The sequence below is a fragment of the Pedobacter foliorum genome, from assembly GCF_013266735.1.
Taxonomy (GTDB): domain Bacteria; phylum Bacteroidota; class Bacteroidia; order Sphingobacteriales; family Sphingobacteriaceae; genus Pedobacter; species Pedobacter foliorum.
The window spans coordinates 123,286-137,512 of record NZ_JABSNU010000009.1; the positions used below are offsets into that span (position 1 = coordinate 123,286).

Annotated in this window: 8 protein-coding genes; 3 read left to right on the plus strand and 5 right to left on the minus strand. The window is 37.8% G+C overall.

Annotated features, from left to right (window positions below; translation table 11 throughout):
• Positions 1-137: 137 nt before the first annotated feature.
• Genes HQN83_RS17665 through HQN83_RS17675 form a run of 3 tightly spaced genes read left to right on the plus strand, consistent with a single transcriptional unit; the run spans position 138 to position 5,844 of the window.
• On the plus strand, positions 138-1,223 hold the full coding sequence (locus HQN83_RS17665) for an efflux RND transporter periplasmic adaptor subunit (protein ID WP_173091816.1): 1,086 nt from the start codon (positions 138-140) through the stop codon (positions 1,221-1,223).
• A 27-nt stretch (positions 1,224-1,250) separates the two neighbouring features.
• Positions 1,251-4,418 carry an efflux RND transporter permease subunit gene (locus HQN83_RS17670; RefSeq protein ID WP_173091818.1) on the plus strand — a complete coding sequence of 1,056 codons (3,168 nt, stop codon included), beginning with the start codon at positions 1,251-1,253 and terminating at the stop codon, positions 4,416-4,418.
• Positions 4,411-5,844, plus strand: coding sequence for a TolC family protein (locus HQN83_RS17675; protein WP_173091820.1), 1,434 nt, complete (start codon positions 4,411-4,413; stop codon positions 5,842-5,844). The genes HQN83_RS17670 and HQN83_RS17675 overlap by 8 nt, the downstream gene beginning before the upstream one ends.
• A gap of 74 nt (positions 5,845-5,918) precedes the next feature.
• Here the strand turns inward: HQN83_RS17675 and HQN83_RS17680 are convergent, their stop codons facing one another.
• From HQN83_RS17680 to HQN83_RS17700, 5 genes are all read right to left on the minus strand, one after another.
• Entirely contained in the window at positions 5,919-7,229 is a 1,311-nt protein-coding gene (locus HQN83_RS17680; protein ID WP_173091822.1) for a vanadium-dependent haloperoxidase, read from the minus strand.
• A gap of 10 nt (positions 7,230-7,239) precedes the next feature.
• Positions 7,240-10,590 (minus strand): VCBS repeat-containing protein, encoded by a 3,351-nt coding sequence (locus HQN83_RS17685; RefSeq protein WP_217277420.1) that lies wholly within the window; start codon positions 10,588-10,590, stop codon positions 7,240-7,242.
• Positions 10,591-10,644: 54 nt separating this feature from the next.
• Entirely contained in the window at positions 10,645-11,979 is a 1,335-nt protein-coding gene (locus HQN83_RS17690; RefSeq protein WP_173091824.1) for a cytochrome c, read from the minus strand.
• Positions 11,979-12,557 (minus strand): redoxin domain-containing protein, encoded by a 579-nt coding sequence (locus tag HQN83_RS17695; RefSeq protein ID WP_173091826.1) that lies wholly within the window; start codon positions 12,555-12,557, stop codon positions 11,979-11,981. The genes HQN83_RS17690 and HQN83_RS17695 overlap by 1 nt, the downstream gene beginning before the upstream one ends.
• 63 nt (positions 12,558-12,620) lie before the next feature.
• Complete coding sequence (locus HQN83_RS17700) at positions 12,621-14,222, minus strand: SusD/RagB family nutrient-binding outer membrane lipoprotein (RefSeq protein WP_173091828.1); 1,602 nt, start codon at positions 14,220-14,222, stop codon at positions 12,621-12,623.
• Positions 14,223-14,227 lie beyond the last annotated feature (5 nt).

The window sequence follows — 14,227 nt, forward strand, 5'->3', positions numbered from 1 at the left end:
CCCAATAAGGGTGTACTAAGAACATCTTTCTTTCAGCATAATCATTCCGGTTCCATACCCGGCAACTGAGCTATTTCTCACTTCCAGGAATTTCTGATTCCTGATCATTACACCATTTTACAACCAATTAACACCAAATGAAGAGAATTGCAATGCTCGCGGGCTTGTGTGCCATATTGTGCCACACAAGCTGTACATCTGAAAAAAAAGAAGAAAAGGAAGAAGCCAGTAAATATACGGTTACTACCCCTTTAAAAATCGACACCTCCTTTACCAAGGAATACGTTTCGCAGGTAAAATCCGTGCGAAATATTGAAGTCCGGGCACTGGAAAAAGGTTATCTACAAACCATTTATGTAGATGAAGGCCAAACCGTAAAAGCCGGTCAGCTCTTATTTAAAATTATGCCTAAGGTATACGAGGCCGAATTACTGAAAGCTCAGGCCGAGACCAAAGCTGCAGAGATTGAGGTACAGAATACCAAAACCCTATCTGATAAAAATGTAGTTTCAAAAAATGAGTTGGCTATGGCTCAGGCAAAGCTTGATCAGGCAAGAGCCGAAACATCTATGGCTAAATTCCACCTTTCGGCTACTGAGATCAGAGCACCATTTGATGGAACCATAGACCGTATCCCATCAAAACAAGGAAGTCTTATTGATGAAGGGCAATTGCTAACCAGCCTATCGGATAACAGTCAGATGTTTGCCTACTTTAACGTTTCTGAACCTGAATACCTTGATTATCAAACCAACATAAAAGGTCGTGCCGACAATAAAGTAAGTCTACTTTTGGCAAACAATGAGCTTTTAAAATATAAAGGCCAAGTAGAAACCATTGAAAGCGAATTCAATAATGAAACCGGCAGTATCGCTTTCCGCGCAAGATTCCCCAACCCAGACCGTCTTTTAAAAAATGGCGAAACTGGTAAAATAAGAATGATTGTACCCCTAAAAAACGCACTTGTTATTCCTCAAAAAGCAACTTATGAGATTCAAGACAAAACTTATGTTTTTGTAGTTGATAAGAACGGTGTGGTAAAATCAAGAAATATTACCATAGCTGGTGAAATGCCTGATTTGTATGTGGTTGGCGCTAACCTTTCTCAAGATGACAAGATCTTGCTTGAAGGCGTTCAGAAGGTAAAAGATGATGACAAAATCAAATTTGAATACACTGCTCCTGCTGAAGTTATTGCCCATTTGAGATTAAAAGCAGAATAGTGATTCACTCCTTAAACAAGAAAATTAATGTTTAATAAATTTATACAGAGGCCCGTCCTCTCGATAGTAATATCACTCATCATTGTGTTCCTTGGGGTTTTGGCCATGACCCATATGCCGGTAACACAGTTCCCTTCGATTTCGCCCCCAAAGGTGAACATCACAGCAGAATATCCGGGAGCGAATGGTGAGCTCATGATCAAATCAGTAATCATTCCACTTGAAAGGGCCATCAACGGTGTTCCTGGAATGAAATACATGGCGTCCGATGCCGGTAACGATGGAGAGGCCAGCATACAAGTAGTATTTAACCTGGGAACAGACCCAAATCAAGCTTCCGTAAATATCCAGAACAGGGTGGCCTCGGTAGTTAACAAGCTTCCACCACTAGTGGTTCGTGAGGGTGTAAAGATTACCCGTGAGGAATCTAACATGCTTATGTACATCAACCTTTACAGTAAGGATCCTAAAATGGATCAGAAATTCCTATTTAATTTCGCTGATATCAACGTATTATCGGAATTAAAACGCGTGGATGGTGTTGGGGTTGCGGATATTCTTGGTAACAGGGAATACGCCATGAGGATCTGGCTAAAACCAGACCGCATGTTGGCTCACAAGATCTCTGCGGACGAAGTATTGGAAGCGCTGAATCAACAAAGCTTGGAGGCTTCACCAGGTAAAACTGGCGAAAGTTCAGGTAAACGTTCTCAAACATTTGAATATGTATTGAAATATCCGGGTAGATTTACCACTAAAGAAGGATACGAAAATATCATCTTAAGGTCTAGTCAGAATGGTGAAATCCTTAGGCTAAAAGATGTTGCCAATATAGAGTTCGGAAGTTCAATGTACGATATCTACTCTAACCTGAATGGTAAACCATCTGCTGCGATTACCGTTAAGCAATCCTACGGAAGTAATGCCAGCCAGGTAATTAAAGATATAAAGGCCAAAATGGAGGAGATCAAAAAGAGTTCCTTCCCTAAAGGAATGGATTATGAGATCAGTTATGACGTTTCCAAATTCTTGGATGCATCTATTGACAAAGTAATACATACCTTGATAGAAGCATTTATTCTAGTAGGATTGGTTGTATTCCTGTTCCTTGGCGACTGGCGTTCTACCTTGATCCCTGCCATTGCCGTACCAGTATCGCTCATCGGAACATTTGTGTTCATGCAATTCTTTGGTATTACGCTAAATCTAATCACCCTGTTTGCACTCGTACTCGCCATTGGTGTGGTAGTTGATGATGCCATTGTGGTGATAGAAGCCGTCCATACCAAAATGGAAGAGGAACATCTTTCGCCCCTTAAGGCTACTAAAAAAGCAATTCACGAAATCAGCGGTGCAATTATTGCCATCACCTTTTTAATGGCAGCGGTGTTTATCCCTGTTGCATTTATGTCCGGGCCCGTCGGTATATTCTACCGGCAGTTTTCTATTACAATGGCAACTGCTATCATTTTATCAGGTATAGTAGCGCTAACACTTACCCCGGCACTTTGCGCCATGATTTTAAAGAATAACCATGGAAAACCGCAAAGAAAAACCGCTGTAGACAGATTCCTGAGAGGCTTTAATAATGGATTTAACAAACTTTCCGACAAGTATCAGAGAATACTGGGTGCGATAGTGAACCGTAGAATGGTTACCTTCCTGATGCTACTAGCTTTTTGTGCCGGAACTTATTTCATTAATAACACATTGCCTTCAGGCTTTATCCCTAACGAAGATCAGGGGATGTTTTATGCTATTATCCAAACTCCACCGGGTTCATCTCTGGAAAGAACCAATGAGGTAGCTGAAAAGCTACAGAAAATAGCAGAGAAGGTTGATGGCGTACAATCAGTTTCTTCTCTTGCAGGCTATGAAATTCTTACTGAAGGAACAGGTTCCAATTCAGGAACATGTCTGATCAACCTGAAAAGCTGGGAGGATCGGAAACACTCTGTTCAGGAAATCATGACTGACCTGGAGGAGAAATCCAAAGACATACAAGGTGCCACAATCGAATTCTTCCAGCCTCCTGCTGTGCCAGGATATGGAGCTGCCGGCGGTTTCGAATTGCGCTTGCTGGACAAAGCAGGGTCAGGCGACTTTAAGAAAATGGAAACAGTGAGTAGAGACTTTGTAAAAGAACTTAGCAAACGCCCTGAGTTGTCATCAGTGTTTACCTTTTACAGTGCCAGTTTCCCTCAATACATGTTACGCGTTGACAATGACATTGCCCAACAAAAAGGGATTACTATTGAAAATGCAATGAACACGCTTTCTACATTGGTAGGTAGTAACTACGAAACCAACTTCATTAAGTACGACCGACAGTACAAAGTTATGGTGCAGGCACTACCGGAATATAGGGCATTGCCTGAAGATATCCTGAAACTTTATGTAAAGAATGACCATGATGAAATGGTGCCGTTCTCTGCCTTTATGAAGATGGAAAAAGTATATGGATTGTCAGAAATAACACGCCATAATATGTACAATGCATCAGAGATCAGCGGTTCATCCGCACCTGGTTACAGTAGTGGTGCGGCAATTAACGCCATCAATGAGGTAGCTCAAAAAACCTTACCAAGAGGATTTGGGATAGACTGGGCGGGTATTTCTAAAGATGAGGTCTCACGTGGAAACGAAGCCATTTACATCTTCCTGATCTGTCTGGGATTTGTATACCTAATCCTTGCTGCTCAGTACGAGAGCTTTATTCTGCCACTAACCGTAATCCTTTCACTACCTGCAGGTATTTTCGGAGCCTTTTTATTATTAAAATTATTAGGTCTTGAAAACAACATCTATGCACAGGTAGCCATGGTGATGTTGATTGGTTTACTCGGCAAAAATGCGGTGTTGATTGTGGAGTTTGCAGCCCAGAAACATCGCGAAGGAGCTACTGTACTCCAAGCAGCTCTTGAAGGCTCGAAAGTTAGGTTTCGCCCTATTTTGATGACCTCGTTTGCATTTATCGCAGGGTTAATCCCATTGGTTATGGCAAATGGCCCGGGTAAAATTGGCAACAGAACTATAGGTACTGCCGCTGCTGGAGGTATGCTTTTTGGAACTATTTTCGGGGTTCTTATTATACCCGGACTATACTACATATTTGCCAAAATATCCGAAAAACATATTCTTGTTAAGAATGAAAACGAAAATCCGTTAACAGAAGAAATTGATCATAATGTATAAACACAAGATATATAAATGCATTGGCCTGGTGAGTATTTCACTGGCCATCGCAAGCTGTAAGATCCCTGCGTTCGTACAGTCTGTTGAAAATAAATCAGTTCCTGAATCCTATACTAATAGTAAGGATACCGCCAATATGGCAACGCTTGAATGGAAGAGCTTTTTTACCGACCCCAAACTGGTAAATCTGATCGACACAGCCATCAAGCGTAATCAGGAGCTGATGATAACACTTCAGGAAGTTCAAATAGCAAAGAACGACATCAAATTTAAACAGGGTGCCCTCTTGCCTACCGTAACTGGAAAACTTGGTATAGGTGTTGAAAAAGTAGGGAGATACACCAGCCAAGGGGCTGGTGATGCTTCAACAGACATCACTCCCGGCAAAGAAACTCCAGACCCTCTAATGGACTATACCGCTGCAGTATCTGCAAACTGGGAAGTGGACATTTGGAAAAAACTGCGTAACTCCAAAAAAGCAGCCATCAACAGGTATTTATCTTCTGTAGAGGGTAAAAACTTTGTACTCACCAATCTAATTTCTGAGGTTGCCAATTCGTACTATGAGCTACTTGCTTTGGATAATCAGCTGGAGATTGTTAAACAAAACATCCAGCTTCAAAAGAATGCACTGGAGATTGTGAAGATTCAAAAAGAAGCGACAAGAGTAACCGAATTAGCTGTTCAGAAATTTAAAGCTGAGGTGCTAAACTCTCAAAGCATGGAGTTTGAAATTCTTCAAAAGATCAAAGAAAGCGAGAATAAGATCAACTTTTTACTTGGCCGATTCCCTCAGGAAATCCCGAGAGATAAAGGCAATTTTTTAAATCTGGTGCCCGCAGCTGTTCACACTGGTATTCCTTCGCAGTTGTTGGCCAACAGGCCGGATATCAAACAAGCTGAGCTGGAACTGGCTGCTGCAAAACTGGATGTAAAGGTGGCTAAAGCAGAATTCTATCCTTCTCTGGATATTTCCGCAGCATTCGGGTTTCAGGCATTCAATCCAACTTATCTGGTTAAATCTCCGGAATCGATGCTATACTCCCTTGCCGGAGATCTTGCAGGGCCGCTGATTAACAGAAACGGGATAAAAGCGGAGTTTAAAAACGCAAACCTACGTCAGCTTCAGGCCATGTACAACTACGAGAAAACCATTTTAAATGGATATTTAGAGGTATCTACTCAATTGTCGAATATAGATAATTTGGAAAAGGGTTATCGTTTGAAGTCTGAACAAGTAGATGCATTAAACAAATCCATTGAAATCTCTAATGATTTATTTAAATCGGCAAGAGCAGATTATTTAGAAGTTTTAATGACGCAGAGGGATGCTTTAGAATCCAAGCTGGAACTTATAGAGACAAAAAGAAACCAGCTCAATGCTGTGATCAACATCTACCAGGAGCTTGGTGGAGGTTGGAAATAACTTTCCATTTTCAGGGCCTTATTAAGGGGAGGTGCTACAGCTGAAGCACCTCCCCTTAATAAGGCCCTTTTAAATTATTTTCTTTTCATTTTAATTTTTTCTATTTGGTACTCACCAATACTCCTTCCCTGAATTTGACCATTTTCAATAGCTGGTCTATAATGAATACCTCCATAAAGCCTACTAATGGACGCCTCTTTAGCAGCCTGATCAAAAGAAGTAAAGCCTCTTATTGGCAACCCATAATCAACCTCCGTATCATCTTGAAATTTAAAATTATCTCCAAATATTTTAGTTAAAATATAGGCTGCTGATGTTGAAGCAACACTATGCCCACTTGGATATTCTGGGAATGGTGGTGTTTGCAAAATTGGCTGCCAGTTTTCATCGATATTAGAATTTATGAATGTTTCTGGCCTGATATAATTGCTCCTGTATTTTTCATCCCAACAACTAATAAAGGCATCAAATATCGCAATGCAGGTAGATGTGTATGCAAAACTACTTTGAACATAATTAAAGTCTTTTAGTTTGCAGGCAATGCCAGTAATTGAAATCCAGTGTGCACCGGGTGATATTTTTTTCGTTGCATAATTCATATGCCCATTTACATTTAAAAAGAAAGGGTTACAATCCCAAAATTTAGCAATGTCTAGTTGTTCTCCATTTAAATTTTTACCGGTTAAATAAACTTCATTTGCATTTGCGTAAAACTCACTATTCTTATCCTTACTATAAGGCGGAGGAGGAGAAGGTTTAAACTGATCGGCTGTTTTCATAAATAGTGGTCTAATTTTATCCCAATAAGGTTCCACAGCCGCCATATAACCAGGAGGAGTAGGTGCCCAGTTACCTTCTTTTTTTACAATACTATAGCGTCTTAATTTACGTGTTTCCTTATATTGGTCTTGATCAACCCATTTTAAAACAGAATCTGACACCTTTTTACCATATACAATTGAGTTTTGAACTACGGTATCTGGATATCCTTTTACTTTATACCATAACAGTATACTATTTAAACTATCTAAAGCTACCTGATCGGAGAATACAAGGCGTTTTGCAACCTGCCAATATGCATAGGTAGCAGCTAGTGAATAGCTAATTTGCTTTTTATCAGCTTTTGGAATTCCATTAAAGCTATTCAATTGTCCTTTTAAAGATTGAAACTGATTATTACTCTTAACCTGAATTTCATATGCAGCAATGTTTGCATAAACAAATATTCTACTTGCAACAGGTGGAGAAAATATATCGCTTACAATAATATCAGAAAGTGCTTTCTGCGATCTGTGCAAAGGCGATGGATCATTTTCATTTTTACGCCATTGGGCATTGACATGGACTGATATACAGAAAACAACTAAAAACAAATATATTTTCATGATGTTCGTTTTAATTAACAACCTTTAAAAGCTGAACTTTATCATTATTTTTAACAACAACAATTTTTTTGGTTTCTCCTTTAATCTCAATGATATTTCTAACATCGCCATCTATATACAATCCAGAATCGTAGGGAGGCACTGGTTTAAAGTTACCTTTACCATCTCCAACTAAAAGTAAGCCCAAACCGGCATCTTCTTGACCAAGCTGAACCCGGTAGGGATAAAAATTTCCAGACAAAAGGATGTCACCATGTCCATCCTTATTAAAATCATCCACAACTATACCCCATGTCCTCGAAAATTGCGCTTCTATTGGAAGAGGTTTAATCGTAAATTTCCCGGTTCCATCATTTAATAAAATAGATGTTTCGAGTTGTTTGCAGTAAAATTTTTGACTTTTGCTCAACTGCTCTGGTGTAAATAACTTATCTATTGTTATATCCGAGTAGGAGCTATAGTTTAAAAAACGTTTTTTTAATTGGACCATCTGATCAAGCAGCTCATCTCTAGATGCCATTGGATAGTTTTCTCCCTGAATGTAATAACACATAATCGGATCCAATGCACCATCATTATTAAAATCTGAAGCATAAATGGTCATTGGCTGCTTACTACTCGCTTTAAATTGATTGTTTAAGCCACAGTTCCCTACAACAAAATCAATTGCCCCGTCATTATTCACATCCATAGGCACGATTTTACTCCACATACCGTCCGAATTTTCTAAACCCGAGTCTTTATCATATTTCAAAACTCCTTTTTCATTATTAAACTTCTTTAATGGCATCCAATCTCCACCAATTAATAACTCTGGATACCCATCTTTATTCAAATCTAGCCAAGAAGCTGTTACAACCATACCTGCGTACTCCAAATCAGGAGAAAGTTGGCTGGTTACATCGCTAAACTTTACTTCTCCTCCTTTTGATTCATTTCGCAATAAGTAGCTCTTACTGCATAATGGGAAAGACCCCGCTTTACTCATTCCGCCAACAAAAACATCTAAATCTCCGTCCTTATCAAAGTCACCAACACTAATAGCCTGTTTACTACTCCACATTTTTGGCAATGCATCTTTGGCCTTACTAAAACCACCCTTCCCATCATTTATATACAATCGATCCTGATATTCAGGAGCATTTTCATCGTATTCATTTCCACCGCTTACAACCCATAGATCTGGTGCCCCATCTCCATTTACGTCAAAAAAAACTGCATTTACATCTTCACTCACTTTGTCTTCATCCCAGGGCTGACTTGATGAAGGGTTAAAATTCCCTTCTTTATTACCTAAAAATAACTGACCAGCCTGGCCAATTGCCCCTCCTATAAAAACATCTTCTATTCCATCTTTGTTAACATCGGCCTTGGCTAAGGCCGGGCCAAATTTTGATAATTGATATGGCAAAAGGGTTTCTACTTTAAAATCTATAAAATCGTTTTCGTTATGTTTAAATTTTAGCCCCGACTCTAACGTATTATCTACAAAAAGAGGTTTTATTTTAGCAATATTCTCCTTTTTAATTACTGCCTCTTTCTGATTAAAAGTTAATGTCTGATTCGATTGTACATTTTCAATAAAACTCTCTTTTCCATCCGGCCAAATTACTTTAACCGAATTTATTTTAGTGTATTTACCTACACCAAAACAATTGACTTGACTTACACTAGATTGATAACCACGTACCACATACTTCTCCTGATACTGTAGGTTATCGTTTGTTTTAACATAAATTTTAGCACCTATTGCAGCCGTATTTAATCCTTCCCCGATAAGCTCAATTTTTAAATAATTTGATTTTAGTAATTCTGAATTATTCCTGTACACCATTACAGGTGCGTTTATGTTACAAACAATTAAATCCAGATCACCATCATTATCTAAATCGGCATAAGCAGCACCATTTGAAACGGAAGGTGCTGAAACTCCCCACTCTACCGTTTTGTTGGTAAAGGTTAAATCATGATTGTTGGAAAAAATATAATTTGAGATTTTGTTTGAGGGCATTTTTTTCACCAAATCAAAGGTTTGAAAGTTTAAATTTCCCTGTTTAAGTGATTCCTTTTGTGCATTGGCAACAGTATATTTTAAGAAATCCATGTCGGTAAAATCTCTTAAGTAGCCATTGGATATAAATAAATCTTTCCAACCGTCGTTGTCAAAATCAGCAAATAAAGATGCCCAACTCCAATCTGTATTAGAAATGCCCGCTAACTGGCCTATTTCACTAAAACGCAAACTACCATCCTCAGCAACACCTTGATTTAAGTGTAACATATTTCTCATTTGCTGGTTATAATATCCACTGTCTATTAATAGGTGATATTGATCGTATTCATCCGGTCCTTTAAGCAGTTTTTGTCTATGGTTATCCTCTGGCAGCATATCAAGAGTGACAATATCAGGTCGACCATCGTTATTGTAATCGGCAATATCCGAACCCATTGAATATTTTGAGATATGCTTAATTGATTTCCGGATACTTTCGGAAAAAGTCCCATTCTTATTGTTAATGTAAAGGCAATCTTGCTCGGTATAATCACTAGTGGTATAAATATCAGGCCAGCCATCATTATTTAAATCACTTACCGATACGCTTAGGCCAAAATTTAATGCATTGTTTATAATCCCCGAGGTTAAGGTAACATCAACAAAATGAGGTTGATTGTTTTTAGAATCATTTCTAAATAAACGATTCCCATATTTCATATTTGGGGTAGATCGTACTTTTTTAGTATTTAAAAAAGGTTTATAAGTTTGGTTAGAATGATTTAGCAAAAACATATCTAAATCACCATCATTGTCATAATCAAAAAAAACTGCCTGTGTAGATTGAGTTCCTATTGCATCAAGGCCATAAACTTCAGCCATGTTTTTAAAAGTGGGTATCCCTCCTTTTATTCCCTGATTAATAAACAATTCATTTTTGAGTTTATCATCTGGAAATTTCCCTGAATGACAAACATATATGTCAGGCAGTCCATCTCCGTTTACATCAGCTATACTAACTCCTGTTCCCCAAGTACCATTCCCTCTTACACCTGCTTTATTGGTAATGTCTTCAAATTTTAAATCACCCTTATTAAGGTATAATTTATGATCTGCTCCATTTGCTGAAAAAAAAATGTCAGGCAGACCATCGCCATTAAAATCGGCTACACCAACTCCTGATCCGTTATACAGATATTCGTAGTTCATAACATGTAACGAATCAGTTTCGATTACTCTATTTACAAAACTGATATTTGTTTCTTTTGCAGGCAGTAAGGTAAATAAAGGCTGTTGTCCATTAGCATTATTAACAACAACAGTTAGCATTAAGAAAAAAAGTGCAGATAGCCATATCCTTATTTTCATGGTACTTATTATTAAATCAAGCCAAAATTGAATTAAATGGGTAGTGGAAAGCCTTTATTTCAACACTATTTTTTCATCATTTTCTTTATAAGGTAAAAACACCAGCAACATGGTCATCATCTCATCGGTAGACTTCATATCATTGGCCGAATAAACATTTCGAGGCGGATTACTGGGATTGTTGGGATTACTCTTTGTATTGTCGTAAGTACCCTCTATTGTTAACACAGAGCCCTTAGGGATTTTCACTAAACTTTTAAATTGATAAATTTCTTGCCATCTAAAATCCCAAGAGGGGATTGAGACAAGCTGTATTGTATCCTTCTGAGGTGTTACTGCATATGATTTGAATATTTTACCCAAGTAATGCATATGTGGCCAAATGTATAATAACGATTGATCTTGTGGTGTCGTGATTTTTAGTTCGAACTTTCTTATTGAATCAGCAGGAATGAAAAAATAAGGCTCAATAGAATTTTCGCCTACGCCGGCAGAACCTAAGCTAATGACCTCAACTTTTCGCTCTATTGGTGTTTTTTTGAAAAAGAAATTTATTCCGGAAATACATTCTTCATCTTTTGAAACCGGAGCATAATGTATAGTTAATAAAATGACACCCCTTTTAGGCATAACCCATCCAAAATTATTTGGATAAGATTCATAAGATGTTCCTGGAATCCATCCTCCATAATAGGTCATTGTTTTTTTAAAAGGAAAATACTGCGAGTATTTGGTCCTATCATCCTCTGTTAAGTTTAAATAATCGGCACCCTGGTTAATTTCAATATCGTCTGCTACAGGGTGAATGGCAAAGTTGGCGTGATGTATTACCTTTTTATTGGATGAAAAAAACTCCATTGCTTCCACGTTGTTTTCAGCACCAATATCAAAAGGAATTTTAAAAACAATAAACCGTTCCTTATTATCACCTATAACTTTAAATGGTTTAATTGTTTGTAAAACAAGATCAGGCTTCCTGGAATACTGGGTACCCTCTATAAATGTTTTAGCCGCTGTTTTGGGCATTTCGCTGATATCGCCCATCGGCATTTTTGCATCAACCCATTTAGATATAGTTAGTTTTTCTTCATTCGTTAATGATCTATCATTCTTAAATAATCTATAGTGATTATCTGGTTTCCATGGCGGCATATAACCAGATTGTGTTACTTTTTTAATAAAAGAGCCTCTTTTCGCAACGTCTTCATAAGTTAATAAAGAAAATGGAGCAGATTCTCCAGGCCTATGGCAGGACTGACACTTATTCTGAATAATGAGTGCAACATCTTTATAGTAAGTTATTTTTTGGGCATTTACGTTGTTTGTGCAAATGAATACCCCAATTACAATGGTAATAATTTTTGATAGCAGTAAAGATTTTGAGCTCATTATATATCGTTAATTAGACAGCCTACAGGAATAGTTTTTTTAAATGTTTGTTTACCATCTAAGAGGTCTTTTATAGCTTGCTCAAGATATTTTTCGGTAATTACCAAGCGTTTTTGCCCTAACGCCGAAGACCAATTATCAATTAGTCCGCTATAAGTTACTGCCCCCATTTTATTGATTAAAAAAACCTCAGGTGTAGTCGTTGCTCCTAAATATTTTGACAATCGTTTTTCCTTGTCAGTTAATAAATCGAAGTTGATACCATATTCATTTTTAAGTTCATTTATTTCTTTTAATGAATAACTGGTACCTGGGATTATACCGTAAAAATTGATGTCTTTATTAGCATTGTGAAGTTTTACCAAACCGGGTAAATAGTTTTTACATAATGGGCATTCGGGGCTTAAAAACACAAAGACTACTGCTTTACTTAAATTGATTCGACTTTCCTTACCAGCTAAATCAATTAATTTAATCGAATTTATTTTTGCAGGAGAGATCATTTTTTCCTGAGCTTTTATAAAAACAGGAAGAACGGCTATTGAGAGCAAAAAACTTAAGCGAATAACAATAAACAATCTCATGGTTTTTGATTAAAAAAAGCCCTTAATAAAATTATTAAGGGCTTTTTAATTTAACAATTATTTTTTATCCCACCAAACACGACCAAAAGCATCATTTGGACCACTGCCAAAATCTGGATTCTTAGCCATTTCTGCCAATGCAGTTTGTTGATTTGCATAGTTTAAGTTAGTTGTGCTTAACAAGTCTATACCTGCTCTACGCGCTAAAATAAGTGGTGTTCCATTCGCTTTTAGTTCAGACCATGCCAAAACTGATGTAGTATTAGGGAAACCAGTTCTTTTCCACCAAGCCCAAGCTTCTAACGGCTGTCTGTAAAAATCCAGATAAGCTTGACATGCGATTTGATCAGTAGCTTTAGCTGCATCAAATTTAACTCCAACTTTATTATAATAAGCATCAATTGCAGGACCAGTTACAGCGGTAAAACCTGTTACATTCGCATCAACTGCTCTATCACTGTAAAATTTAATAGATGCATATACGCCATTTTTATACCATGTTTCAGCCACATCTGTAGTCACGTTACGGGCTGCAAGATCAGCACGGAGAAAGCAATATTCGGCATAAGTTAGTACAGGAAAAAATCCTTTGCCTTTACCAGCACCCTCGCCGTCAAGCTCATTATAATTAGGTGTAAACAACCTGTGTTGCAATTGCGAAAAATTATCTAATGAAGCATACAACGGTGCATTAGCAGGCAATTTTGCTTCATCAGGACTGGTAAAACTTCCCACATAATTTCCTGCCGCATTTGGACGATAATAGATAGCCAATCTAGGATCTCCTTTTGCTACAAGAAAATCTAAAACAGGTTTACCTGCAGCAAAATTTCCAGGGTTAAAGTTTCCACCACCATCTGCATAGGAAGGTCCAACCTTAAGCATCCACGAATCGTTAACATCAGCCATTTGCATAGGATCAGCTAGTACTTCCGTTGCAATTGTTTTCATTTTAGCCGGATCAACTTTCATTAAGCGAATAGCTATTTTCAAGCGCAAAGCATTTGCTGCTTTAGCCCAATTCGCTACAACTCCATTGAAATACGGATCATTTGCACCAAGACTGATTTGGCCTCCTGGCGTAGTCTCCAAAGTAGCTACCGCTGCTTTCAACTCTTCATCCACTTTTGCAAATATTTGCTGTTGTGTATCATAAACCGGGGTTATGGTACCACCATACCTTGCTTGAAAAGCCTGGGTATAAGGTATACTTCCATTGATATCACTCACATAAAATGCATAATACGACAAGAGTATTTGTGAAATTGCTTTCATATGCACTCTAGCATTTTTATCAGCATCAGGCATTGATTCTATGTTTTTTATCCCATCAATTAAAGCTGGGCCCAATCTACCATAGAATATTTTACCGTAACGCGTATTAAATTGCGAGCCTACATTGTTAAAATTCAATCCATTTCCAGTGCTTGGAGTACTGTATTGCATCCAAAGATTTGCAGCGCGGTACACGTCAGCAAAGTACTCGAAATCATCTTGAGAGCCTACTGCAGCTCTAAGAAATTGATCTTCGGGTTTAACTTCGTACAGTGTATTAGGGTTTAAATTTGCCTTTACAAAGCTATCCTTTTTACAACCATTCATTGCAAGCAAGGTTGAACCCATCAGGAAAAAATATTTTGCTTTATTTATAATTTTCATATCTG